This window comes from Listeria monocytogenes, assembly GCF_900187225.1.
GTDB lineage: Bacteria > Bacillota > Bacilli > Lactobacillales > Listeriaceae > Listeria > Listeria monocytogenes.
The window spans coordinates 2,558,625-2,584,522 of sequence record NZ_LT906436.1; the positions used below are offsets into that span (position 1 = coordinate 2,558,625).

A 25,898-nucleotide genomic window follows, 5' to 3' on the forward strand; every position below is an offset into this window, starting at 1 on the left:
TCCGGTCAGAAGAATAGACGCATTATATTATAGTGAAAAATAGCATGAAAAGCAACAGGTTAAAATGATGTCAGACCAAATATTGTTAAAATAACATTTAAAACAAACGGAATAACCGTATTAAAAATTGGCTGAATCGTAAATGCTGAAATAGGCGTTAATGCAACTACTAAGAAAATAAGCATCGCATAGCGTTCAAGTGGTTCCAGCTTAGACCTGGTTGACATTGGTAAAAACTCCACTAATATTTGATAACCATCAAGTGGTGGTAGTGGAATCAAGTTAAACACAAATAGTACTAGATTCAATTGCACAAAAATCATTAAAAAAGTTTCCGCAACGGAGCCATATGTAAAGAAGGAATAATTTAGAAATAAAGCATAGAACCCCACACCAACCATCGCAAGTAGTAAATTACTTACTGGTCCTGCAAGCGAAACAAGTATACTTCCAAGGCGGCGTTTTTTTAATTTAAATCGATTTACCGGGGTCGGCTTAGCCCAACCAAAACCTGCAATTAATATCATTAGCAAACCGAATAAATCAATATGTACCATGGGGTTTAGAGAGAGTCTCCCCTCATTTTTGGCTGTATCATCTCCAAATGCGAGAGCGACCAAGGCGTGTGCCCATTCATGAATAGTAAAAGCAATTAATAATGTAACTAAAACATACGGTATCATTTCGAGTGGATACGCGAGAAAACTAGGCATAGGAGCCTCCTTTATCTTTTATTGAGTAATTTTTATATGCTATAATGAAAAAAACGTTGATTGAGGTGAGAAAATGCCATTTGTTACCATTCAATTTTTAGAAGGTCGTACAGACGATCAAAAGAAAGCTTTAGTTAGTGAAGTAACAGAAGTAGTTTCCAAAAATCTAAAAGCACCAAAAGAAAACATTCATGTGATTTTAGAAGAAATGAAAAAAACTGATTACGGTGTTGGCGGCGTAAGAAAATCTGATATTTAAGTGTGTAAGAAGCAAGGCAAAATGCCTTGCTTTTTTATTTTTCCTTTAACGAATGCGCATGGATGAGGGCAATCATTCTTTCTGTAATTGCTTGGTCTACATCGCCACTTTCGATAAAATCGAGCGGATAATATAATTTAATATCGGTTCGACGCTCTCGACCAATCGCCTCAACAACCGGAGACTCGGTAGATAACTCACGCAATTCACCATTTCCCATCAATAGTTTAATTGGGTCTTTACCGCTTCCCACTCCTGGAAGATAGTAATCATAAGGTAAATCGCTGGAAGAATCAATTACTAAATAATACGACGGATCAATATCAGCTTTTTCAAGAAGTCCTTTTAGTTCTGCGTAAAGTTCTGCATCTTCTTTTGGATCGTAGTTAATGTATCGCAACAATCTTCTGTTCAAAAAGCGACTACATAAATCACTCAAAATCGGATCTTCTTCCTCTTGCCAAATGGAAAAATAGTACATCAACACAATATCATCAAGCACAATATAATCTTTTAAACTCACTTCATTTAAAAAGAATGGTAGCACTTGAACGGGAGTAACTTGAAATTCATATCCAGCGCAATATAACTTTTTGGCACGCTCAAGTATTTTCCATAATAGCACTTCCCCACTCCGACTAACTGGATGGAAATACACTTGTTGATACATTTGATAACGACTCATAATATAGTCTTCCACCGCATGCATGCCAGAATATTTCACAATAACACCATTGCCATCTGGACTAGGGCGTAGAACTCGCAAAATCCGTTCTAAATCAAACTTTCCATAGCTTACTCCAGTATAATAGGCATCTCGCAGCAAATAATCCATTCGGTCAGCATCAATCTGACTCGAAATCAACTTCACCAATGTTTGATTCGGATAATTTTTCTTAATAATAGCAGCAACCTTAAGCGGAAATTCTTCTCCTGCTCTCATCAATACTTCACTAACTTCCGTATCTCCAATAATTATCTCTTGAGTGTATGCTTCATGGTCCGTTCCAAAAACTTTTTCAAAAGCATGAGAAAATGGCCCGTGACCTAAATCATGCAAAAGCGCTGCACACAATGCCACCATGCGCTCTTCTGGATTCAGTTGCGGTTCATTCGCAAATGTTACATCGATTATTTGCCGAACAATTTCGTAAACACCTAATGAATGATTAAAACGGCTATGTTCCGCCCCATGAAAAGTAAGTGAAGTTGTCCCCAATTGATGGATACGCCGCAAACGCTGAAACTCTTTTGTGGCAATCAAATCCCAAACTATCTTATCAGAAACATGTACATATCCATGAACCGGGTCTTTGAATACTTTCTCTTCCCTTAGTTTCTCTGTTAAATAACTCATACAACCTCCTCCTCTCAAGTAAGCACTTTATCATTTCGGGCAATTAAACGTTCGTAATAGGCTGGGAAAAGATCTAACTCTTCAGACGTAAGCGTACCAGATACAAGCTCACCTGCGTAATGTCGTAAACTATTGAAAAGACGTACCAACGTCCCATTTAAACTTATATCATTTTTCATTAAGTCCGAAAGCGAACCCATAACATTCGGATTCACATCTGGAAAAGTATATTTTGTTTGCTTTGCTTTTCCGCTAATCGTATAGAAATCGCGAATCAGTTCTGAGCGAGTAGTTTGATCCCCGTCAATAGCTAAATAAATTTGGACCGCTACCCCTTTTGCCATTCTACGCTGAGAAATACCGGCAAACTTTTTCCCTTGAATACTAAGGTCATAACTACCAGGACAATAAGAGTCTTCTATTTCTTTCGCTTCAATTACCTCATTACAATCTACGAACATGTCTTTGATTAGTGTAAACATAGTTTCATAACCACGTTCAATCGCAATTCCGCGTTCTGCATCTGGAAGAACCATTGACAAATTGAGCACACCCGAGTCAAGGACAACAGCTAGACCACCAGAATTTCTAACTACGACGCGGTAGCCTTGTTTTTGCAAAAATGCAATTCCTTTATCTATATCAGGCAACTTAGAATCTTGAATTCCAAGTGAAACTGTTTTTTCATGCACCCAGCCCCGCACGGTAGACGGCGCCATTCTTGCTCCGACCGAACGACATAGGGTATCATCTGTCGCAAACGATTGAATGGCATCGAAAGCTGGATTAATCGTTGTATTATCAATAAAACGCCACACATCTTGTTTTAGTAAGGTGTTTTCTATATTCATCTCTATGTCCTCCATGATTTTCTTTTTGTTATTATAGCATACCGACAGCAAAATTAGATGCAAATGGCTTAAAATAGCCATTTAATCATGAATAACAATTTTTGAGCGGTTATTTGACTTTTTTACGCTTAATGTTGAAAACTATGGCTGTAATGACTGATATAACAACTGATTTGAGAATTATATCTTTTTTCATTTTCATCGCCTCATTTCCTCCTCTTATTATAACAAACTTACCATACAAAAAAACCTAACTTCTGTAAAAGAAATTAGGTTCAATATATCTAAAAGCCTAGGGAGCTTTTTTAGCAAATGTATTACCAGTTGTAGCGGTCTTCATTGTCGCGACTCGAGCGCTTTGGAGAATTGCCCCACATGCGATAAAGTAGATATCCAATACCACCTAGTATAAGGACTGGAAATAAGAAGTGAAGCGTGATTCCAACGATATCAAGTACGATATTAAGTGCGATAAATCCTAAAATAACTGTAAAAAATATTTTCCAAAAACTATTCATGATTTTTTCCTCTTTTCTAATTTTATTTACTACTTGCAAGCGGAACACTGTTTATTTCCTTGGCTTGGACGAGTAATTCGTTGTCTTGAACGACGATTTTATACTGCTTATTCTTTTTAAGTTGTGTTGTTGACATGAAGTTAACTTTGTGACTGTTTCCTTGATTATCTAAACACGATTCTTGGAAAGAGTACCCTTTAAATTTTGACTTGGTAACTTCTTTTCCATCGTTTTTGATTGTAACGTAATATGTATTTGCTGCTGATCCAATTGGTGCTGAAAATTCAATTACAACCATTGTTAATACAAAAATTGCAGCCAGTAAACCGAAAAGTCCCTTTTTCATTGTTTTTACCGTCCTTTTTTGTTGATAGGTTAATTATAGAGGACATCCCAAAAAGGCACGAACGGCTCTAGGCTGAAAATTGGTACATCCTAAGTCTTATTTTCATTCGGGTATAAAAAAGGAGTCTAGTATGGTTAACTAGACTCCTTTTAAATTAATTTTTTTCAATCCACTTGTAGTTTTCTGAACCGATTGGATATGTGGTGTAGTTTTTCAAATTGCTTTTTTGCAAGTACGCACGGCCACCTTGGTAAAGCGGGATAAGCACGGCGTTATCTTTGAGTAAAATTTGTTCTGCTTCTAGTAATGCTTGCCATCTTTTTTCTGGGTCAGCTGAGAGTTTACCTTTCGCGCCAAGGACTAGTTCATCGTATTTCGCGTCTGAGAAGCCTGTATGGTTTCCTGGGCTGTTTGTGAGGAATAGGTTGAGATATGTTAGGGGATCTTGATAATCTCCTCCCCAACCTCCAAGTAGTAGTTCAAAGTCTTGTGTAACGTCAGCTTGGAAACTAGCTTGATTCGTAACATTTTTTAGTTTGATAGTTAGTCCAGGAAGGTTTTCTTCCAATTGATTTTGGATAAATTCTGTTTGTTTACGTTGCAAGGACGTATCGCCACTTGTTAAAGTAAGTGTTAATTCGGATTTCCCGATTTCTTTCAAACCTTGCTTCCAGGCATTTGTAGCTTCTTGTTGATCAAATTTGAGTAAATCGCCGTTTTGTTTGCGGAAATCTTCTTTTGTTTCTGGGTCAAACATGATATCACCGGGAACATCCCCGTTTAATGCTTTAGATCCATTTGCAAGTAGTGTATTGACCATGCCAGTCTTATCGATAGCCATCGCTAAACCGCGACGCAAGTTTAAGTTAGCTAAATCCGTTTTCACGCCATCTTTGCCTTGATTCATTTTCATATAAACAGAGCGTCCGGTTGCTTCTTTATGGAAGTTTTTATCGTCTTTATATTGTTTAACAAATTCGCCGTCAAGCTCCACACGGTCCAATTTGTTTGTATTGTATAAGTTTAAAGCCGCATTAGTATCTTTTACAACAGTTACATGGATTTTTTCAGTTGGAACGTTCTTTTTATCCCAGTAAGTCGGATTTTTAACGTAATCCCATGTCATATTTGTGCCATTCCAATTTTCTAATTTGTACGGGCCATTGGAAATTAATGTGTCGCTTTTTGTTCCGTAACGGTCACCTTGTTTTTCCACGAATGCTTGGTTTTGCGGGAAGAACGTGCCAGTCGTTAGGAGTTCTTTGAATATTGGCACAGGGTTTTCTAGTTCGATTTGTAGTGTTTTGTCATCTAATGCTTTAATTCCAAGTTCATCTGGTGCCATTTCACCTTTTAAAATTTGGGTAGCATTTTTGACGATTTCCTCCATTTGCGGTCCATACGCAGCGGCCGTTTTTGGATCCACCACTTTTTTCCAAGCGTACTCAAAATCTTGAGCCGTCACTGGGTCGCCGTTTGACCAATTGGCATCTTCGCGAATTTTAAAAATAAGTGTTTTCCCGCCATCTTTTTCTTCAGGTTCACTGGCAGCTAGAGCTAGTGCCGGTTTTCCGTTTTTATCTAATCTATATAAGCCTTCAAAAATTTGATTAATTACTCGAAAACTCACACTATTGTCTGCGAGCGTTGGACTTGCATTTGGAATTCCACTCGTTTCCATGATGTTAACCACTTTTGCTTTCTTATCGGATGTTACTTTTTCACTTTCCCCTTTATCGCCAGACTGACATGCTGTAAGTACTAGTAAACATAGCAAACTGAGTGCCACTACCATTTTTCTGGCTGTTTTATGCAATATTTCTCCTCCTCTTTTGTAAGCGCTTTTTGATTACGCAAAAAAAATGACGGACTTCCTGCCAAATCTACGCAGAACTTCCGCCACCATTATAAACCGAAACTGTATCAATTGTAAATAAAAACTGTTATATTTTTATTTCTTGTTAAGATAAACTCCTGAACCAACAACAATAACACACATCGTCATCAACATTGCTAACATTAAGTAACTGGGATCATTACGCATAAACAAAGCGAGGATAAAACAGATTGTACCAGCTATATTAAGTGTAACAGTTGTGATTTTTCTAAGTAGGTTTCTTGACCATGCATCGATCTTTTTAAAACCAATCATCGTTAAAAATTTAAAGAGTTTTTTCGAGTATTGAATGTAGGCTGCAACAACGAACATGAATGCTCCCGCTGTGACTAATGAAAATCTACCAGTTGGGATATCATAACCTAGTGCGTATACAATAATACTCATTTGAATAATCGTTAGAAGCACTAACAACAGCCTAAAGCAATATTCAAATTCTAGTAAACTCTCTTGGTTCACTTTTTCTTTCCCGTAATATTCCGTTCCTGTGAACATAATCATTAAAAAGGGAATCAGAATTAAGCCAAGCCACTTTTGCATAAACATATCTGGGGAGAAGTCCGTACCGAAATGCACCGCCACTTCAGAAGGTAGTAGCGGATATAACACAGCAGAAATTCCTACTGTGAAAAGAATTATCATACTAGGAAATATACCAACTTTCCTCATTCCCCTCACCTCTTCCAATATAATTACTGGCAATAGGCGACAAGTTCCTCCCTTGTTTCGATAAGTTGCACTTTCTCGGTATTTGCTAACAGCTCTTTTGTTTCATCAAAACCTTGTTCAGATAATGCACGTGTCGCTGGTAAATAAACTAATACAGAAAAGCCTGCCCTACTTAACTGTATAACCGTAGTTTTCACACAAAAATCAAAAGCTAAACCTCCAACAAGAACTAAATCGACTTTTTGTTCCCGCAAATATTCTAGAACACCTGTTGAAAGATGTTCGACGATATCGTGGTAACAAGCGCCATACGGATGAATGTCCGGCTCCATGCCTTTCCAAATAAAGTAATCATAATCAGTAACAACCGGCAAACCATCTAATAACTCAAAGCCTTTTGTACCAGGCTCACAGTGCCTTACCCATGTCCGGTCCGCATTTGGATATTCGAGCTCAGCCAGCATTTCGTCTTTGGAATCCACTACCCATACAGCATTTTGCGGATGCGCGTCCTTACTACCAATTCGAAGAGAAGCAAGACTTGCCATAAAATTAAGTTCTGGCACAATTTTATCTCCACCCGAAACCGGTAATTCATCGGGGCAAAGCGGCGTAAAACCTTTTTGTGCATCAATATCAAAAGCGGCAATTTTCATTTAATTTTCCTCCAAGTTTTTATACGTTAGCTGTGCAAACTGTCCGAAACGCGTTACTTCTTCAAGTTCTAGCGCGTGTTCCTGATCTTCTTCAAATAGTGGAATTCCTTTTCCTAGAATAATGGGAGCAATCGTTATGACAAATCGATCAATGGCTCTCTCTTTTAAAAATTGTTGCACTAATTTTGCGCCACCTACAAGCCAGATTTTTTCGCCGTCGATATTATTTAGCCATGTATCAACAGTGCCAGCAACAAAGTCAGCATATTCATCTTTTGTCCCAGCTTTCGTGTTGGAAAAAACGTAGACATCTTTTTTGCTATAAGGGAATGTATCAGTGAGTGAGAAGATTTGTTGATACGTCGTCCGGCCCATTACAACAGTATCTACGTTGTCAAAGAAGGCTTCATAACCCGCATCCCCTTCACTATCAATAGATTCTAACCATTCGACACTTCCGTTTTCATCTGCAATATAGCCGTCCAAGCTAACTGCGATATATAGCGCAACTTGTTTTTCACTCATCATTACTCAAATCCTTTCACTACTAATTTTCCAATCATTTTTCCGGATGAGATAATTTTGTGAGCTTCTTCTATTGTCGCCGCGTTCACGGGTGATAACACTTGATTTAGAGTTGTCGTTAAATTACCCTTATCTAGCATATGAGCTGCTTCTGTTAAAATTTCATGCTGTCTGATTTTATCTGCTGTATCATATTTCGAGCGAGTAAACATGAATTCATAGCTGAAAGTAGCACTCTTATCTTTTAAAAGAGTCATTTCCACCGGTTCAGTAAGTTCCACAATCGAGCAAATTTTCCCTTGTGGGCGAATCGCTTCTTGCATCTCATCCCAGTGAGCACTCGTGTTATGCAAACATAAAATAAAATCAACCCCTTTTTTAAATCCAAGTTCTTCCAGTTGTTCCGGGATGTTTTCTCGGTGATTGATGACATAGTTTGCGCCGTGGCTCTTAGTCCATTCTACTGTTTCTGGGCGTGAGGCAGTGGCGATGACTTCAAGACCAGCGTTTGCAGCTAGTTGAGTCGCAATAGAACCAACACCACCAGCCCCATTAATGATTAAAATTGATTTACCTTTATCATTTTCAGTAATAGTTAAACGGTCAAACAGTGCTTCCCAAGCTGTAATAGTTGTCAGTGGCATCGCAGCAGCTTCCTCTACGTTCAAGTTATGTGGTTTCAAACCAACTAACCGCTCATCAATTAAAGTGTATTCTGCGTACACTCCTGGTCTTGTGACGTCACCTGCGAAATAAACGTCTTGTCCAGTTTGAAATAATATAACTTCACTCCCAGTATCTACTACTTCTCCAACTGCATCCCAACCTAAAATCCGAACTTCCTCTCCTGATAGCTTAGCTGCTTCACGTTGTTTAGTATCTACCGGATTGATGGAAATCGCTTTGATTTTAACTAGTAAATCATGGTTTTCTGGTACTGGCTTGTCGATTTCTATATCCACAAAATCCGTTGACGCTTTCGTTAATCCTACAGCTTTCATTTGACAACACCTCTCGTTTCCTTTTCCCGAATTTCTTAAAATAATGCACATTTAGATAAAAAAGCCTCCTCAAATTCACTGAGAAGGCTTTAAAACTTATTTTTCGTCGAGCAATTCGCTATCTTTGAATTTCATTTTTGCATGGCAGGCCGGGCATTTGATTTTTAACTTGCCGCCATGTGAATGAGTATGGTCGCTATCTTCTTTTTTGGAAAGAAGCATTTTGCTAGCTTTTTTTAGTAGCGGGATAGCGATAATTACACCGATGATTGTGAACATTGCTAGAACCCCGATAAATACTAAGGTTAGGGCACCTATAGCGATAAAAGCTTTTTTCAAAAAATGACCTAAATCAACTTGTTCTTCCATCTAAACCAACTCCTCTAATTGATACTTTAATCATATCATGAAGCGGCATTAATTGCAGTGATGATGGTGAGCGTGATTTCCTTCAAGTTGAATCGTACTATGTTCTAAAGAGAAATTTTCTTGCAAATAATGCTCAATATCTGCCAAAATTTTATCTCGGTCGGCATCTTCGCATACGGTCAAATGAGCTGAAAGAGCATTGAAATCAGAAGTAATCGCCCATACATGTAAATCATGTACTTCCTTCACACCGTCTTGTTGCTGGAAAAACGTTTTGATTTCTTCTGTATCCACATTCGCTGGCTTTCCTTCCATCAAAATATGAATAGCATCTTTCAGCACGCGCCAGCCACTAACTAAGATAAGCGCTGCAACGATAACACTGGCGATTGGATCGGCGATATTCCAGCCGAGGAAAATAATGAGTAACGCGGCAATAATCGCACCAACAGAGCCAAGCAAATCTCCAAGCACATGCAAGAACGCACTACGCATATTCAAATTCTCGCTAGTGTCACCTTTCATTAAAATCCAAGCGACTAAAATATTAATAAGCAATCCGATAACTGAAATGGTCATCATTCCCGCTCCAATGACTTGTGGCGGATCAAAGAAACGACCAATTGCTTCATAGAATATAAAAACAGAAATCCCAACGAGCGTTAACCCATTAAGAAATGCTGCTAAAATTTCAAATCGTTTATAGCCATATGTTTTATCGGAGCTCGCTGCTTTTTCGCCAAATTTGAATGCAGCTAAACTTAAACCGAGCGCCACGGCGTCAGAGAGCATGTGCCCCGCATCAGAAAGTAGCGCCAAACTATTGGTCATAATTCCACCAATAACTTCGACTACCATAAATGTAGCAATTAGAATAAAACTGATAAATAATGATTTTTTGTTGGCATTATGCGCATGATTATGATTGTGTCCATGAGCATGATCGTGGTTATGTGCCATATGATTACTTCCCCTCTGTAAGTAGCTAATTTCTTTATATGCATATGTTAGCATATATACATTTTAAGTGCAACCATTCTTATAAAAAAACTTCCATTCTTTATTGGAATGGAAGTTTTTTATGATTATGAGGATTTTTTTCTAAGGTATAACAAACTCATTAACACTGCACTTCCACCTAAAATAACTCTAGGAAATGACGTTTTATCTCCTGTTTGCGGTAGTTTGGTTACTTCTGTTGCTAAAGTATCAGTTTTCCTTACTGGAATTTCAATTGATTCGGGTTTATCCGTTTCATCGCCTTCAAATGAAATAGCCCCATTTGCTATGATAGGCGAGTTTTCTGCTTTTATGATTACTGCATCTACTTGCCCCTTAACTATTTGGAAATTCCATGGCTGTTCTGCTAACTCATATCCGTCTGGCGCCTTTGTTTCTTTTAGCGAATAATTTCCTGGTGTTAAGCCATCTATAAAGATTTCGCCATTCTCATCGGTCGTTAAATTAGCTTGGATGACTTTTCCTGATTCATCTAGGAGGCTAAAAACAGCGCCGCTTAGTCTAGTTCCGGTTTCACTATCCGTTTTGATTAATCGCACCGCACCGGTTTCAGATATATCTGGTTCCAGCTTGGCGTTTTCAGCTATAACAGTAACTTGAATCGTGTCATTTGCTACAATTTCAAACTGCCATGGAGTTGATTCAAGTTGATATCCGTCTGGCGCTTTTGTTTCTTGAATACGATAATTTCCTGGAGCAAGATTATTAACTTCAAGTTCTCCAGCTTCATCGGTTTTCAAATTTGTTTGTAGCGTCTCGCCATTTTCAGCTATTAGCGAAAACTCAGCTCCCGCCAATCGAACGCCATTTTCGCTGTCTTGTTTAATAATTTTTACTGAACCCGCATCTGGAATTGGGGCCAATTTCGTATTTTCAGCCGTAATTGTTATTTTTTCTGGTTGATTTGGAGCAATAGTAAATTCCCACACATCACTCGCTAACTCATATCCTTCTGGCGCCTTTGTTTCTTTAAAGGAATACTTACCTGGTGCTAAATTAGTCACTGTGATTTCCCCGTTAGCATCAGTTGTTAAATTACTTGCAACTATAGCGCCATCAGCGGTCATCAAATCAAAAACCGCTCCTTCTAAAGTTTCACCCGTTGCACTATCCTGTTTCACGAGAATAACTTCGCCAGTATCGACATCTGGTTTCCCTGTTTTATTATTTTCAGCTGTTACCATTGTAGCACTCGTTTGCCCTGCCACAATGGTAAATGGCCATGTATTTGTCGCTAAATCATAATTTGTTGGAGCTTCCGTTTCTTGGAATGCGTAGTCTCCTGGCTCTAGGTTTTGAACACGAATTTCTCCATTTTCATCCGAGACAAGGTTAGTTTGAATAACTTCGCCAGAGTCATTTAATAAGTTGAATTTCGCGCCGGATAACTTAGCATTCGTCTCGCTATCAACTTTAGTTAAGACTGCTTCTCCTAAATCTTTTTCATTTTCTGCTTGGATTTCTATCGCATCTACTTGCCCTGATTCCACGCTGAATTCCCATGTTTTTTCCGAGAGTTTATATCCTTCTGGCGCTTTTGTTTCTTTTAAATAATAACTACCTAAGTCTAAATTATGGATAGTTAGTTCGCCATTTTCATCCGTTGTGAGTCCGTTTTGTAGTTCGGCTCCAGACTTATCATATAGTGAAAATTCAGCTCCTGCCAACGTGGCTCCAGTTGCTTTGTCGGTTTTCACTAAATGAACCTCACCAGTTTCTTTGATTGGCATTTTTTCATTCATGACTTGAACGACTTTTTCGTCTTGCTCTAACTTCACTTGGATATTCTCTGTCGAAGCGGTTGGTAATGTGTATCCTTCTGGTGCACTCACTTCTTTTAAAGTGTAGTCTCCGTATACCAAATCGTCGAACTCGATAACGCCATTTTTATCGGTTGTTTGTGTATCCACTTTTTCATCATTCGCGTACAAGTCAAACGTCGCGCCTTCTAGCGGAATACTTGGATCGGCTTTATCCACTTTATTTAAAATTATTTTCCCAGTTTCCCCGGTTCCTGTGCCGTCGCCCGTTGTTATTTTAACTTCAATATTTTTAGTTTTTTCAGTTTCGCCTTTTGTAATATTATCTCCTGTAAAAGTGACGGAATTGCCGATTTGCGCCGTTGTTTCTGTATCCGAGGTCAAGGTAATCGCTGTCTGGTATTTAATCACATAGGATTGATTAATTTCATTTTTAAATTTCACTTGGAAATATTCTAAATTACTTTCCTCATCTACACCTGTTTTCAAATCATATTCACCTGGGGAAATTGGCATGTTACTCTCTTGCAACATCTTGCCTGTAACAGAAGTTTGCGCTTTGTATACCTTAATACTAGAGGTGTCTAGTTTTTGCCCTGTACCAAGTGTGTCAGTTACAGTTGCATTACTGACCGTTGATCCAGATTGATTTGCATAAATTTCCCAATCGATATTATCTCCAACTTGCTCACCCGATTTATTAACATATTTATTTGCATTATCATCAATTACTTCTGCTTCGTAATCAGCGAGCACTTCTTCCCCGTCACTTATAACTGCTTTATTTTTATAAAGTGGCTTAGTGATGCCTACTGGTTTCGTTTTGTAGGTAACTTCAACTGGGTGAATTAATGGTTTTTTGAAGGTAATAAGCATTTGCTCGTTACCATTTTCTTTTTTCGTAAAAGTGACATCATAATTTTCCGGCGGTATTAATTCCCCAACTTGTGGTGTTGCGGAAAGATCAATTTTGTGGATTTCAATAGAGTCTTGAATGAATGTTTGTCCTGAATTAAGCGAATCCTCTATCGTTGGCTTGGAGATTAGTTTGGAACTATCATTGAAAATTAATTTCCATTCAATTTCACCTGTTTTGTAATTGAACACACCATTTTTATATCCGTCTGCATCGATGACTTTATCAATCCATTTTGTATCCGAGTCGGATGCTTCTGCTGTGTCCGTTTTAATGGTTGCATTATTAGTGTATTCATTGTCTCCACTTGTATGAGTACTTGGATTCACTTGGGTTTTATAAGTAATAACATGTTGCCCAGTAATATCTCGGTTAAAATTGATTTGAAATCCTTTTTCCCAGCTACTATCGCCATTTAATGGAACAACCTCGTAATCCGCCGAGTCTAATTTCACTTGCTCGCTGTCCATAATTTTTAGAGTCGCTGGATGGAAAATTAATCCGCCGTCAGGAAATTCGTCTGTAATAACCGGATTATGAAGCGTTCCGCCGTCTTTATTGATAATAATTTCCCACGTTAATTCCCCTGTTTTCGCATTAAAATTTTCGATTTTTTTATCAATTAGCCCCTCTGTCGGTGAAGGATCGGGGATAAAATAGTCACCTTCTGCCTCGTTATCAGGGATGTTCGGGGAAATGATTGATGCGGTGTTGGAAATCATTCCCGTGGTGCCTTCTGGAACGATTGTTTCAAAATAAATCGTGTAGTAACCGTCATCTGGCAACTCAATTTTAAAACCAGCTGACCCCATATCTGTTACGGTATATTCGGTTGGAAGTAGCGGTATTCCTGTATCTCCATTTACAATACGTGTAATTCCACCAAAGGATTGTTCATCAATGTAAGTATCCACCATTACAGAATTGTCTAGTGCGTAATGCCCTTGGTTATATTCTACTTTCCATGAAATTTTATTAGATGTTGTATCAAACAATAATGGATATTTTTGAATAATTGGATCTCGAGGAATTACTACATCTGAATCCATTACTTCTTCCGTTTCATCAGAATTAAATGTTGCTGTATTTGAAAAAGTTGCTTTATTAAAATCCGTTATTTCTGTTTGATAGGTGATTTGATATGCTGAATCAATCGGATTTTCAAACGTTAATCGAAATCCCGTTTGACCAGAAGTATTGTTTATTTTAGTTACAGTATATTCAGATGGATCCACTTTAGCGCCTATTTCGTAAGTGCCATCTATATGCATATTCATTTCGTGCACTTCAAATGAGTCAAAGAGAATTTTCTGACCATTTCCCGGGAAATCTTCTACTGAAGCATTTTCGTGCGTTGCTAATTCTTGGTTTATTTTGATTTCCCAGTCAATCACTTGCGCATTTTGAACCGTTGACCCTTTTTTCTCAAAAGCGTTAGTGGTATCTGGTTTTATTTTTATTGTAAATTCTTCGGAGTCGTTTTCGCTGATTGGGAAAACGATTGTAGTTGGTGTTTCACCGTCTAATTCTTCTAAATCAAAATTCGTATAGACTTCTACTATGCCGTGACTAATAGAATGATTCTCTACATAGTCATTGAAGGTAATCGTCATCATCCCATCTGTTGTAATTTCGAATTCTCCGCAAGAAGCCCCTCCATCACTTATGACTAACTCCCCTTGAACTGTCGTATAGATTTTAAATTCTTTTGGGATTTGGATATGAACAGTATCTCCCGCATGAACTGGTTGATTATCCTTAATCGACCAATTGTAAACGACGACAATATCCTCTTGACTATCTACTACTCTGTCAGAATCGCTTTCACTATCTATCGGCTTGCCATCTCTATCTAAAATTTGAACACCATCAATGATATTATCTAACTCTGTAGCTTGGGCATGATGAGGTACACAAAAAATAATCATCCCTACGATTAAAAAACTCATTAATAACATTGGATATTTTTTCACTGTAATCATTTTTCATTCCTCGCTTTAGATTGAAGTAAGTTCAAAATTAATGTACCATGCTTCCGCGAGGACCTAACTCCAGTTTTATACCTTTTTAAGCGCGCAAAAAATAAAAAGTATCTCTGTTTCATGTAAACACTGGCTATGTGCAAGGCTTTTCACATTTTCGCCTTATAGTTCAAAAAAAGAACCATTAGATTAGTGAAATATTATCTAATGGTTCTTTTTCTTATAAAATTTCTTCTTGCATAAATAACCCTAGCCCGCCGATATCATGATGTTTTGCGATTTTATCTGCTTTTTCTATAGCTAGCGGAATGCCATTCTCCATTGCTACACCAATTTCGGCTAATTCAATCATACCGACATCATTTTCATTATCCCCAAAAGCAATAGTTGAATCAAGATTAATGTAACCATGTTCCGCAAGATAAGTGAGGCCTTTCGCCTTATCAATACCTTCATTCATAATATCAATTAAATTCGAGGCAGACGCGAGAACAGAAAGTGGCAAGCCTTCTAAAGCTGCTTTGATTTCAGCTCGTTTTTCTAAATCCGACTCAATTACAAGTACTTTTAGTGGGAATTCACCTTCCCGAAGCACGCTGAATGGATCTGTTGTTAACGTAATTGGAACTTGTTCATTTTCTGGTAAAGTTTTATTTAATTCATTGAAAAAGGCGATTTTGCCAGTATTGCTTGGCCCGAGAATTCGCTCCGTTGTATAAATATGATAATTAACGTCCAGAGGTTCAAGCGTTTCTAATACCGTATGTATCAAATCCAGTTCAATATTACTTTTATATAAAATTTCTCCAGTAGTAAAATCGCGTACTAATCCTCCATTACAAGAAATGACTGGCGTTTTGATATTAAGTTCGTGGATAAATGGTAAAATTGCTAAATCCAGTCGTCCCGTGGCAAGGAAAAGTTTTTTCCCCTTTTTTTGCCACTCCATTAAAACTTCTTTGTTGAACGGATGAATTTGATCGCCTTTTTTTACTAGTAATGTTCCGTCCATATCTGTAATAACTGTATCAATTGCTACATTTGCCAATAGTTTTCGCACCCTTCTAAATTTCCGTTATTATGTACCTCGATTATAGACGAGTTTCGCATGATTGTCACGCCGATATTTGGTATACTAAGTGGGAATGGAGGACGATAATTAGTGAAGAAATATTTTATTACAATCATGATTTTACTTTTTGGCGCGTTATCTCTCAGTGCTTGCCAAAAAGATGATGAGGTTGAAAATTCTTCTCCTCCTAAAGTGGACTTAAAAAACGAAATACCCATTATTTTAATTCATGGAAGCGGTGGTGATACACATTCCTTAGATGAAATGGCAGATCACTTGATGAATAAATATAAAAGTTCCAATGAAGCAATGTCAATGTCTATTAACTCAAATGGAAAAATTGCATACCAAGGCGCGCTAACAAAAGATGCCAAACGTCCCATTATCAAATTTGGTTTCGACCAAAACCAAGCAACTCCCGATGACTGGTCTAAATGGTTAAAAATCGCAATGGAAGATTTAAAGTCCCGATACGGTTTCACACAAATGGACGGAGTTGGTCATTCTAACGGTGGCTTAGCTTTAACTTATTTTGCAGAAGACTACTCTAATGACAACGCGGTTCCTACTCTGCGCAAATTAGTTGCTATTGGCTCTCCTTTTAATGATTTGGACCCAGACGATAATGGCGATAATTTAGCTTTTAACAAATTACCATCCAACACCCCGCAATTAGATTATTTTATTGACAAAAAGATTAAAATTAGTACTGACCTAGAAGTACTATCCATTGCTGGAGCTCTCAGTGAAGATAATTTAACTGATGGTATCGTCCCAACGAATAGTTCCCTCGCTTCCAGACTTTTCATGCCTAATAACGCAAAAGTCTATATGGAAGATTTACAAGTTGGTGAAAGTGCTATTCACCAAACATTGCACGAAACATCTGAAAGTATCGAAAAAGCGCATTGGTTTTTAGAGAAATCGAGCCCCGAAAAAAAAGAAATCAAATTAATTTCTAAATAGGAGGAATAATATGCTACACATACAAGCAAAAGTCCAAGTTAAACCTGATTTAGTAGCGGAATTTTTGGTGGAAGTGAATTTAGTAATCCAAGGCTCGCTTTCAGAAACCGGAAATCATGGCTACGAATTAGTTCGCTCTGTAGAAAACGCAAATATTTTCTATATTCTAGAAAAGTGGGCTGATGAAGCAGCAATTCAGTTCCATAACGGGACAGAGCATTATAAACGTTTCAAAAAGAATGTCCCCGCTTTTTTAGCAACGCCGATTGAGGTGGATTTGCTTGCTCCAGTTGAGCGGCGATAGTTTATATTTTTAACAAGAAAGCTTTTTCATCTTCATATTAGTACCGAAAAATTTTGTTTTTTTGAAACTAACATCATTTTCGCCTTAGTAAAGATAAACTTACCAGTGTAAGTATAGTCTTCTTTTGTGCGAATTAGTGGCTCATAAACTAATTTCTCTACTCCAAGAGATTCTATCGTTTGCACGCCGTCCACATTAAAAGTGTTCCCGCTTAAGAAAACAAGTAAAAAGGATTGGCTCGCGTACGCGGACCAATCCTTTTTTAATCCTTCAAATAGCCATCTTCAATCCGAATTACGCGGTCAACTAAGTCTAAAACTCGTTCATCATGCGTAACCATGATGGCAGCTTTGTTTTTTCGTTTTACTTCATCCGCAATCATTTGGACTACTTTGTGACCACGGCTCGCATCTAAGCTTGCGGTTGGTTCGTCCGCTAAAATAATATCGGGGTCGTTCATTAGTGCTCTAGCAATGGCGACACGTTGTTTTTCACCACCTGATAAACTTTCCGGATAATTGTTTTCGCGAGCAGTTAAACCTAATTCTTTAAGTAATTCATCTGCTTTTTCTTTTGCTACTCGCCCTTTATCACCAGATAGTTCCGCAATTACGAGTAACTGATCACGGACATTTAAGTACGGGATTAGGTTCGCACCTTGGAAAATGAACCCTACTTTGTCGAGCCGCACTTTTGTTAAGTCTTTGCTTGTGAGGTCATTTAACACTTTTCCACCTATAGCAATTTCTCCTTCTGTCGGGGATAATAATGCACCTGCGATGGATAAAAATGTACTTTTCCCAGCGCCTGAAGGTCCAACGATTGCAACGAATTCTCCTTGCGCCACTTCTAAAGATACATTTTTCAACACTTCGATGACTTGCTCGCCATCTTGATAATTTTTAGAAATATTTTTCATCATTAAAGTCATTAGTTTGCCCTCCCAATTGCTTCTAACGCATCTACTTTCGCTACACGGTAAAGTGATAACATCGATCCGATGACTGCTACAACAAGGAATAAGGCAGAACAGCCGATTGCAAGCACCGGGCTAAGTGTAAATGGCATGCTTGCTGGTAAAATTGCTGCAAGCCCAAATGTTAAGCCGTTTCCAATTAATAAACTGATGACTGACAAGAAAACAACTTGGGTAACGATGCTTCGGCCTAAATAGGCTGTTCGTGCGCCAACTGCTTTTAAAATACCAAATTGATTGATTTTTTGAATCGTAATGACATAAAAGAAAGCAGCTAGAACAAATGCGGCGATAACGAATAAAAAAGCAATCATCATTAGTAATGATCCTTGTTCTTCTGAATAGCCTGGAATACCTTGAAGCACTTCTTTACTAGACGAAAGTTCCATGGATCCGAGTGATAGGTTCTTAGCTGTACTTTCGGAAACATCTAGTGCTACGGCGTTATATTCTCCTTCTGCTGCTTGGTTCGTTTGATGCACTAATTTCCAAGCATCCCAGCCAACGAAAATAACCGGTGAATGACTAAATGTATTGTTTTTGGTAAAGGCAGTTATCGTGAATTCTTCCCCTGTTGCGCTATCTTTGAGTTTGCTGCCTAATTTATAACCAGACTCTTTTAAAGAAATATCGGCTACTACTTCTTTTGTTTTCTGTGGCTCTGTTCCTTCTGAGATGGCCGGTTTCATGAAGCCTGTTTTATCTATACCGAAATAAGTAATATCTGTTTTTTTATCTTTGTTGGGTGGTGTAATTGTACCCATTTGCACACCTAGATTGGTGCTTTCTGATTTTTTCACTTGCTTCGCTACGCTGTCTGTTTCGGATGCGGTTAAATTGGACCTCGTTAAGCGATTATCCGAGTCTTTTTGTAAAACATAATAAGTTGCTTTATTGGATGAAATGGCTGCCCCATTATCATTTGCAAGTCCATTCGCAAGCCCCGTTACAAACAAAACAAGCCATGCGATTAACACCATAATTAATCCAATTAGAATATAGCGTAATTTTGCGTGTTTTAATTCTCTTAATGCCAAAAACATTCCGTTCAACTCCTTCTAAGATCTTACCCTTAGTTTAAAGAAGTTTTGTAAACGGAATGTGAATCGGATTTTACAAATTTAGTTTTTTGGTAGTTTGACTGTGAATGTTGTTCCTTTTTCAAGGCTACTTTGCACGGTTACTTCGCCGTGATGGAGCGTGATAATTTTCTGGCAAATGGATAATCCTAGGCCACTCGAGCCTTCTTCTCTGGTTCGGCTTTCGTTAGCTTTATAAAAACGGTCAAAAATCTTGGTCATATCCACCTTACTTATGCCGACACCGCTATCTTGAACTTCTACAAAAACATTCGTCATATCTTCATAAAGGCGGACTTGAATATTCCCGCCCTGTGGTGTGAATTTAATCGCATTAGTTAACAAATTGGACCACACTTGATAAAGCAATTCGGCATCGCCAGTATAGTTTACATCTGCTAAATCTAAGTTTATCGTTAGTTCTTTTTCGCGCCAACTCCACTCGGTCATTTGGATTAATTGACGCCACTGCTTGGCTAAGTGAACTGGTTCTTTTTTCCGTAGCTCTGATTCTTGATCAAGTGAAGCGAGTGTGAGTAGTTGTTTGCTTAAGGAGGATAGACGCGTGGTCTCCTCTGATAACACGGTTAAATATTCGGCTTGTTCTTTTTCGGTTAGTGTTCCAGAACCTAAAAGTCTCGCAAAGCCTTGCATGGATGTGAGCGGAGATTGTAGTTCATGAGAAACATTGGCGACAAATTCTTGGCGGGAAGCTTCAGATTTTTCGAGTTCACTAGCCATTTTCGTAAACGAGTCTGCCAACTGCCCAATTTCATCCTTACGCCGAACTTCAAAGGCTACATCGTAATTACCTTTACGTATTTTTTTCGTCGCATTCGTCAACTTCACGACAGGTTTGACAATATATCTGCCACTAATAAGAACCAACAGAATACTAATGATGGATGTGAAAATAAGTATCATCGCGAAAAATATTCGAAGTTCCCCAAATTGTTGTTCCGGGTCTTGACGTATGAATAGCGCTAGTTGTTTACCATCTACTTGCACCGGGACACCAATGGTATTTCGCACATCATTATCAAAAAAGCCTGTGATGAAAATGCCTGTATCGAATGAGTCAATTCCATGATAAGTATCTCCGTCTAGTACTTGCTTGATTGTCTTATCTGGTAAATCTTTTTTTCGAAAAGCACCACCAAAATAAGTGGATTTTTCCGCGCCATCTGTCAAATATAATTCATATCCCAGTTCGCCCACATTTTCCAAGTACTCATTTAAAGAAATCGTAGCATTTGACTCGTAAAATTGTTGGACTTCCTTCGCTATTTTGGCTGTTTTTTCGTCGTTAAAAGGTTTTAATTTTATTTGGTAATAAATGTTTGCAAAGAAAAAGCCGAGCAAACTACTGGAAAGGATGACGACAAGCATCGTGACAACTATTCGACTGTATAACGATTTCATCTTGTCTCCTCCAATTTATAACCGACGCCGCGCACCGTAACAATTCGAATACCATCCTTCTCCTCATCAAAATGGTCACGCAAACGTTTAATATGTACATCCACTGTCCGGTCACTACCATCATAATCACGTTGCCAAATCCGCTCAATTAATTCTTCTCGAGTAAAAATCCGGCCAGGATAGCTTGCTAGCTGATATAAAAGCTCAAATTCTTTCACGGGAATCATTCGTTCTTGGTTGCCAATTTTTATGCCATAACTTTTTTGATCGATGGTGATATTTCCGATGTTGATTTTGACTTCGCTTGCTTGATTGGAACGCCGTAGCAACGCACGAATTCGAAAGATCAGCTCTTCTGGTTCAAAGGGTTTTGTGACATAATCATCTGTGCCCACTTCAAAACCGCGTGATTTATCCGCCAGCGCATCTTTAGCTGTCAACATAATAACAGGGATATCAGGATAACTTGCGCGCATTTTTTGGCAAAGTTCAAAACCATCCATGTTAGGCATCATCACATCAATTACAGCTAAATGAACTTGCTCTGTTTCAACTATTTTTTCTGCTTCTACCCCATCACTTGCCTCAAGTACACGGAAGCCTTCTGCACGCAAATAGTGGCCCACAAGTTTAAGTATATGCCGATCATCATCTACTACTAATATTTGTTTCATTTTCACCGCTCACCTTACTGTCCTATTTTACTGCATCATATCAAACTTACGTGATTCGTTCAAATCCGGAATAGACATTTAACCTATCGCCCCGGATAAAGCCAACTGTTGTAATATTTAACTCTTCGGCCATATTAATCGCCAGTTCGGTTGGGGCAGAACGAGACAAAATAATTCCGCAACCTAGTTTTGCTGTTTTAACGAGGATTTCCGAAGAAATGCGCCCACTAAAAATAATTGCCTTATCTTCAGTAGATGTCCCGTCTTGCAAGGCGCGACCATATATTTTATCTAAGGCATTATGGCGACCTATGTCCATCCTGCTGTATATTATTTCCGCTGAACTACATAGTGCCGCATTATGCACACCACCAGTTTGATGAAATGTAGCAGAATTTTGTTCAAACTTTTCCATTAAGCGAAAAATCATGTCGGTTGTTAGTTGCAGATTCCCATTTTGCTTCACATTGACGAGTGAGGCATCTGATTGGAAGTAGAAGTTTTCCCGGGACTTGCCGCAACACGAGGTGATGTAGCGCTTGCCGCGGTACTTGGCATTGAATTTGTTCACAAAATTAGCGCTAACCTTGGCGTGTCCAGTCGCTTCGATGATATCCACGGAATCGATGTCTCGAGGGCCCCGAACGATGCCTTCCGATGTCAGAAAGCCCACAACTAAATCTTCCAGATATTCTGGCGTGCAGACGATGGTCACGAGTTCTTGGTCGTTGACGTAGATAGTTAGCGGATACTCGGTCGCAACACTTGATTCGATTTCTTGAAAAGTGCCCGCTTCAAAACGACGGATTTTTTGGTACGAAACAATATCCATCAAAAACCACTCCTCTCTAAATCGAAACAGCGATACCATAAAGTCTCGCTGTTTCGTCTACTTATTTTAATGTTTGCCCAACTTCTTTTAAAAAGGTCGCACCATACCGGAGTGCGCGGTTGATATCGGGGTCTTTCAGCGCCTTCATCATCGCTAACATTCCCATGATTTCATCGTTTTTCGCGCTTTCCTCTGCTTTTTTCGCAGCATTTTTCAAATTGGCTATCATTTCCTCAGTTTGCTCTGGTTTTGTATCGGTTAATAGCTTGCTCGAAATCATCATGTTATTAATCGCATTCGTCATCGGTTCCTTACGCCATTCATTCAGAAAAGTTTTCGTAATATCTCCGCGCGCTTTAATCGCACTATTCAAAGCTTCAAGTGCCCCCGACTCCTGCAGTAACTTTACCGTTTCTAAGATTTCGATAAAACCAGAATCTTGTTCAGCAATATCCGCTTTCATTTGTTCTAAACGTTCTTTTTCCAATTCTTCCGGGGTCTTTTTTGTATCACGAATCGTTGAAATTGGTTCTGCCATCAGTGATTCCTCCCTTTCCCGCCGCATCCACAGTTACCACCACAGGCGCAGTTCACTTTAGAAATCGGTTGATAATCTTCTCTCGACCATTTGCGCGCTACTTCAGCCCCATTTTGCGGGAATCTTTTACGATTACGCGGATTGTGGTCAGGAAGTGGATTTTTCCCAGTTTTTTCAAGCACAGTTAGATTTACTTTTGTTTGTTTATAGGCCGGTGTTTTCGTCCGAACATCTCCCGCACTTGAAGTCAGCAAATTGACTGCAGTTTCGCTACTCACAGAATGCATTGGCACATAAACTTCATTTCCTTTCATCCTATCAGTCACCACAGCACGAAGCTTAATGCGACCATACGGTGAACTTAGACGAACGAGCGAACCACTTTCCAAATCGCGTTCTTTCGCTAACTCATGCGATACTTCTACAAACACTTCCGGTAATTTATAATCCAGCCCTTTCGACTTATCTGTCAAATTCCCCTCATGGAACTGCTCCAGCAAACGCCCATTATTCAGTGTTAAATTATATTCTTCCGGGAAAGTAATCGGTGCAATATACGGTAACGTCGAAAATTGCGCTTTGCCGTCCGGAAAATTAAATCGTTCTTCATAAAGTAACGGCATATCCTTTCCATCCGCGCTCACTGGCCACACAAGGCTGTTAAATCCTTGCATCCGGTCATAACGAACCCCTGCAAAAAATGGTGCCAAGCTAGCAATTTCATCCATAATCTCGCTCGGATGATCATAATTCCAGTCCGTTCTTCCGCATGCTCTAGCCACCTCTTGAATAATCCACCAGTCTGGCTTTGAATCTCCAAGCGGCTCTAACACCTCATAAAGTCGTTGTACCCGGCGCTCTGTATTGGTGAATGTTCCTTCTTTTTCAAGTGAAGGCGCTGCCGGGAAAACAACATCAGCAAACTGCGCCGTTTTTGATAAAAATACATCTTGAACAACAAAGAAATCAAGGCTCGCAAGGATTTCTTGCACATGGTTCGAGTTAGAATCCACCCAAGCCATTTCCTCACCAATCACATACATAGAATGGAGCGTTCCCGCCTCAATCGCATCAAGCATTTCATTATTTTTTAGGCCTGGTTCTGATGAAATTGATACCCCATAAGCTTCTTCAAAACGAGCACGAACTTCATCATTTCCTAGTGGTTGAATTCCTGGGAGAACGTTAGGTAGTGACCCCATATCGCAAGCACCTTGTACATTATTATGCCCTCTAAGCGGATAAGCGCCTGCACCGTGTCTTCCGAAGTTCCCAGTGACAAGAAGCAAGTTAGCGATTGCAGACGATGTATGAGATCCAGCAATATTTTGCGTAACTCCCATTCCCCAACAAACCGCTGTCCCGTCTGCTTCATGAACCATCTGCGCCACTTTTTTCAACGTCTCTACTGATAATCCTGTTTCTTTTTCCGCATATTCCAATGTAAATGGTTCTAAAAATGCTAGATAATCTGCCACATTACTAATACGATTCTCCATAAAGACTTCATCATGCCATCCCTGATCAATCATATATTTCGCAACCGCCGTCAACCAAACAAAATCGGTTCCTTGTTTTGGATGAATGAATAAATCAGAACGCTCTGCCATTTCGTGTTTTCGCAAATCTGAGACAATTAGCTTTTGACCGCGTGTCTTCTGAGCTCGCTTGATTCTACTAGCAAGGACTGGATGCCCATCGGCTGGTGATGCACCAACAATAATAACAAGCCCCGCAGATTCGATATCTTCCACAGTCCCTGAATCTGCGCCAATACCAACCGTCCGAGTCAGTCCATCCGAAGCCGGCGCCTGACAATAACGTGAACAATTATCAATATTATTCGTTTCAAAAACCTGCCGCGCCAATTTTTGCATCAAATAGTTCTCTTCATTCGTCGTCTTAGATGAACTAATAAATCCAAGTGAGTCATTGCCGTATTTAGCCTGAATTTCTCGCAGTTTGGTCGCAACTAAATGAATCGCATCTTCCCAGCTCGCCGGCACAAATTCATTACCTTCGCGAATGAGCGGCGTCGTAATCCGTTTCTCGCTATTGACAAAATCCCAACCAAATTTCCCTTTTACACATGTGGCAAATTTGTTCACAGGACCTTCCCCGGTTGGCTCGACTTTCAAAATTTTACGATCCTTCGTCCACACCTCAAACGTACAACCAACCCCGCAGAAAGTACAAACTGTCTTCGTTTTCTTTGTCCGCGTTTCCCGCATCGCTGCTTCCATTTCCGACACAGCAAAAACGGTTTGATAATTCGGCTCGACTTTTTTCACCATATCAATCATCGGTTCTAGCATATCTTCGTCTAAGCCAGTCATAAAGCCAGCTTGGCCAAGCATTGATTTTTCCATCAACGCGTTACAAGGACACACCGTCGCACACAGCCCACAAGAAACACAGGACGATAAATTCGCTGGACGATCATCATCCCAAATAACCCTTGGCTGACTACGTTCCCAATCAATCGAAAGTGTCTCATTCACCTGCACTTGCTGACACGCCTCCACGCAGCGCCCACAAAGAATACATTGATCCGGATCATAACGGTAAAACGGATGCGAAAAATCATTCAAATATCCCTTTTCGCGGTAAGGACGTTCTTGTTTTTCCACACCAAGCAGTTCCGTCGTATTATGTACTTTGCAATTACCGTTATTGTTATCACAAACCGTACAATACAGTAAATGATTTTCCAAAATCCGGTCCATCGCTTCTAATTGCGCATCTTTCGCTAATTCAGAATTAGTTTTAATTTCCATCCCGTCTGTCAGATTCGTGCTGCACGCCCGCACAAGTTCCCCATCAACCTCGCACATACATGTATCACAAGATTGAATTGGTCCAATTTGCTCACTATAGCAAATATGCGGATGCTGTATTCCTTCTGCATTTAAATAGTCCAGTATTCGCGTTCCTTCCACCACATCCCGCGCCACGCCATTAATTTGCACCGATACTTTTGCGCCCATCACATTACCTCCTATATAGAGAAAGCGTTTACAATTTCCGCTTATATTATAACAGTTCTTACTTAAAAATCACAGTAATACGGCAATTGATAATCGTTCTCAAACACTGCTACTATGCGATTTCCCTCACAAGGCTAACGAATTCGTTGACACTTATGCAACTTTTCTGTATTCTTTATTACAAAGCTACGACGAGAAAAGTACGACGC

At 39.2% G+C, this 25,898-nt stretch carries 25 protein-coding genes and 1 other annotated feature (1 of these 26 only partly in view); of the genes, 3 read left to right on the forward strand and 22 right to left on the reverse strand.

Going from position 1 to position 25,898, the window contains the following annotated elements; genetic code table 11:
* Nucleotides 1-59 precede the first annotated feature (59 nt).
* Nucleotides 60-713, reverse strand: a complete 654-nt coding sequence (locus tag CKV70_RS12975; RefSeq protein WP_003723611.1) for a site-2 protease family protein — start codon at nucleotides 711-713, stop codon at nucleotides 60-62.
* Nucleotides 714-786: 73 nt separating this feature from the next.
* On the opposite strand from CKV70_RS12975, the gene CKV70_RS12980 reads away from it, so the two are divergent.
* Complete coding sequence (locus CKV70_RS12980) at nucleotides 787-972, forward strand: 2-hydroxymuconate tautomerase (RefSeq protein ID WP_003723612.1); 186 nt, start codon at nucleotides 787-789, stop codon at nucleotides 970-972.
* Between the two features lie 34 nt (nucleotides 973-1,006).
* On the opposite strand, the gene CKV70_RS12985 is transcribed toward CKV70_RS12980, so the two are convergent.
* From CKV70_RS12985 to CKV70_RS13045, 13 genes are all read right to left on the reverse strand, one after another.
* Nucleotides 1,007-2,329 carry an HD domain-containing protein gene (locus CKV70_RS12985; RefSeq protein WP_009924630.1) on the reverse strand — a complete coding sequence of 441 codons (1,323 nt, stop codon included), beginning with the start codon at nucleotides 2,327-2,329 and terminating at the stop codon, nucleotides 1,007-1,009.
* Between the two features lie 14 nt (nucleotides 2,330-2,343).
* A complete protein-coding gene (gene lipL, locus CKV70_RS12990; protein ID WP_003723614.1) occupies nucleotides 2,344-3,180 on the reverse strand; it encodes a lipoyl-[GcvH]:protein N-lipoyltransferase in 837 nt (278 codons plus the stop codon).
* A gap of 317 nt (nucleotides 3,181-3,497) precedes the next feature.
* A complete protein-coding gene (locus tag CKV70_RS12995) occupies nucleotides 3,498-3,698 on the reverse strand; it encodes a hypothetical protein (protein ID WP_003723615.1) in 201 nt (66 codons plus the stop codon).
* Between the two features lie 22 nt (nucleotides 3,699-3,720).
* Nucleotides 3,721-4,044, reverse strand: coding sequence for a YxeA family protein (locus tag CKV70_RS13000; RefSeq protein ID WP_003729275.1), 324 nt, complete (start codon nucleotides 4,042-4,044; stop codon nucleotides 3,721-3,723).
* Nucleotides 4,045-4,198: 154 nt separating this feature from the next.
* A complete protein-coding gene (locus CKV70_RS13005; RefSeq protein WP_014601155.1) occupies nucleotides 4,199-5,860 on the reverse strand; it encodes a peptide ABC transporter substrate-binding protein in 1,662 nt (553 codons plus the stop codon).
* A 135-nt stretch (nucleotides 5,861-5,995) separates the two neighbouring features.
* A complete protein-coding gene (locus CKV70_RS13010; protein ID WP_003726112.1) occupies nucleotides 5,996-6,610 on the reverse strand; it encodes a DUF1648 domain-containing protein in 615 nt (204 codons plus the stop codon).
* Nucleotides 6,611-6,633: 23 nt separating this feature from the next.
* Nucleotides 6,634-7,266 (reverse strand): nicotinamidase, encoded by a 633-nt coding sequence (locus CKV70_RS13015; RefSeq protein ID WP_003733267.1) that lies wholly within the window; start codon nucleotides 7,264-7,266, stop codon nucleotides 6,634-6,636.
* Nucleotides 7,267-7,791 (reverse strand): dihydrofolate reductase family protein, encoded by a 525-nt coding sequence (locus tag CKV70_RS13020; RefSeq protein ID WP_003723621.1) that lies wholly within the window; start codon nucleotides 7,789-7,791, stop codon nucleotides 7,267-7,269.
* 2 nt (nucleotides 7,792-7,793) lie between these two features.
* Nucleotides 7,794-8,792, reverse strand: a complete 999-nt coding sequence (locus CKV70_RS13025; RefSeq protein WP_014601156.1) for a zinc-binding alcohol dehydrogenase family protein — start codon at nucleotides 8,790-8,792, stop codon at nucleotides 7,794-7,796.
* Between the two features lie 96 nt (nucleotides 8,793-8,888).
* Entirely contained in the window at nucleotides 8,889-9,161 is a 273-nt protein-coding gene (locus CKV70_RS13030) for a hypothetical protein (RefSeq protein WP_010990017.1), read from the reverse strand.
* A 48-nt stretch (nucleotides 9,162-9,209) separates the two neighbouring features.
* Nucleotides 9,210-10,121 (reverse strand): cation diffusion facilitator family transporter, encoded by a 912-nt coding sequence (locus tag CKV70_RS13035; protein WP_003723624.1) that lies wholly within the window; start codon nucleotides 10,119-10,121, stop codon nucleotides 9,210-9,212.
* Nucleotides 10,122-10,246: 125 nt separating this feature from the next.
* The gene (locus CKV70_RS13040) at nucleotides 10,247-14,839 is read right to left on the reverse strand and encodes a SpaA isopeptide-forming pilin-related protein (protein ID WP_014931025.1); all 4,593 of its coding nucleotides are present in this window, start codon (nucleotides 14,837-14,839) and stop codon (nucleotides 10,247-10,249) included.
* A 220-nt stretch (nucleotides 14,840-15,059) separates the two neighbouring features.
* The gene (locus CKV70_RS13045; protein WP_014931026.1) at nucleotides 15,060-15,887 is read right to left on the reverse strand and encodes a Cof-type HAD-IIB family hydrolase; all 828 of its coding nucleotides are present in this window, start codon (nucleotides 15,885-15,887) and stop codon (nucleotides 15,060-15,062) included.
* Nucleotides 15,888-16,001: 114 nt separating this feature from the next.
* On the opposite strand from CKV70_RS13045, the gene CKV70_RS13050 reads away from it, so the two are divergent.
* Nucleotides 16,002-16,877 (forward strand): alpha/beta hydrolase, encoded by an 876-nt coding sequence (locus CKV70_RS13050; protein WP_014601159.1) that lies wholly within the window; start codon nucleotides 16,002-16,004, stop codon nucleotides 16,875-16,877.
* 10 nt (nucleotides 16,878-16,887) lie between these two features.
* Nucleotides 16,888-17,181: a putative quinol monooxygenase gene (locus CKV70_RS13055; RefSeq protein ID WP_003723278.1), complete on the forward strand. Its 294-nt coding sequence runs from the start codon at nucleotides 16,888-16,890 to the stop codon at nucleotides 17,179-17,181.
* Nucleotides 17,182-17,213: 32 nt separating this feature from the next.
* On the opposite strand, the gene CKV70_RS13060 is transcribed toward CKV70_RS13055, so the two are convergent.
* The 8 genes from CKV70_RS13060 to fdhF all read right to left on the reverse strand — a co-directional run bounded on the left by CKV70_RS13060 (nucleotide 17,214) and on the right by fdhF (nucleotide 25,689).
* Entirely contained in the window at nucleotides 17,214-17,375 is a 162-nt protein-coding gene (locus CKV70_RS13060) for a hypothetical protein (RefSeq protein WP_014931027.1), read from the reverse strand.
* Nucleotides 17,376-17,443: 68 nt separating this feature from the next.
* Nucleotides 17,444-18,112: an ABC transporter ATP-binding protein gene (locus CKV70_RS13065; protein ID WP_014601161.1), complete on the reverse strand. Its 669-nt coding sequence runs from the start codon at nucleotides 18,110-18,112 to the stop codon at nucleotides 17,444-17,446.
* Nucleotides 18,112-19,200: an ABC transporter permease gene (locus CKV70_RS13070; RefSeq protein ID WP_003733261.1), complete on the reverse strand. Its 1,089-nt coding sequence runs from the start codon at nucleotides 19,198-19,200 to the stop codon at nucleotides 18,112-18,114. Before CKV70_RS13070 ends, CKV70_RS13065 begins: the two co-directional genes overlap by 1 nt.
* A 78-nt stretch (nucleotides 19,201-19,278) precedes the next feature.
* Nucleotides 19,279-20,658, reverse strand: a complete 1,380-nt coding sequence (locus CKV70_RS13075; protein WP_014601162.1) for a sensor histidine kinase — start codon at nucleotides 20,656-20,658, stop codon at nucleotides 19,279-19,281.
* The gene (locus CKV70_RS13080) at nucleotides 20,655-21,332 is read right to left on the reverse strand and encodes a response regulator transcription factor (RefSeq protein WP_012952041.1); all 678 of its coding nucleotides are present in this window, start codon (nucleotides 21,330-21,332) and stop codon (nucleotides 20,655-20,657) included. The genes CKV70_RS13075 and CKV70_RS13080 overlap by 4 nt, the downstream gene beginning before the upstream one ends.
* A 46-nt stretch (nucleotides 21,333-21,378) precedes the next feature.
* The gene (gene fdhD / locus CKV70_RS13085; RefSeq protein WP_003723284.1) at nucleotides 21,379-22,164 is read right to left on the reverse strand and encodes a formate dehydrogenase accessory sulfurtransferase FdhD; all 786 of its coding nucleotides are present in this window, start codon (nucleotides 22,162-22,164) and stop codon (nucleotides 21,379-21,381) included.
* A gap of 61 nt (nucleotides 22,165-22,225) precedes the next feature.
* Nucleotides 22,226-22,702, reverse strand: coding sequence for a helical membrane plugin domain-containing protein (locus CKV70_RS13090; protein ID WP_014601163.1), 477 nt, complete (start codon nucleotides 22,700-22,702; stop codon nucleotides 22,226-22,228).
* Entirely contained in the window at nucleotides 22,702-25,689 is a 2,988-nt protein-coding gene (gene fdhF / locus CKV70_RS13095) for a formate dehydrogenase subunit alpha (protein WP_014601164.1), read from the reverse strand. The genes CKV70_RS13090 and fdhF overlap by 1 nt, the downstream gene beginning before the upstream one ends.
* 179 nt (nucleotides 25,690-25,868) lie before the next feature.
* Nucleotides 25,869-25,898: a binding site (T-box leader), on the forward strand (it continues 220 nt past the right edge of the window).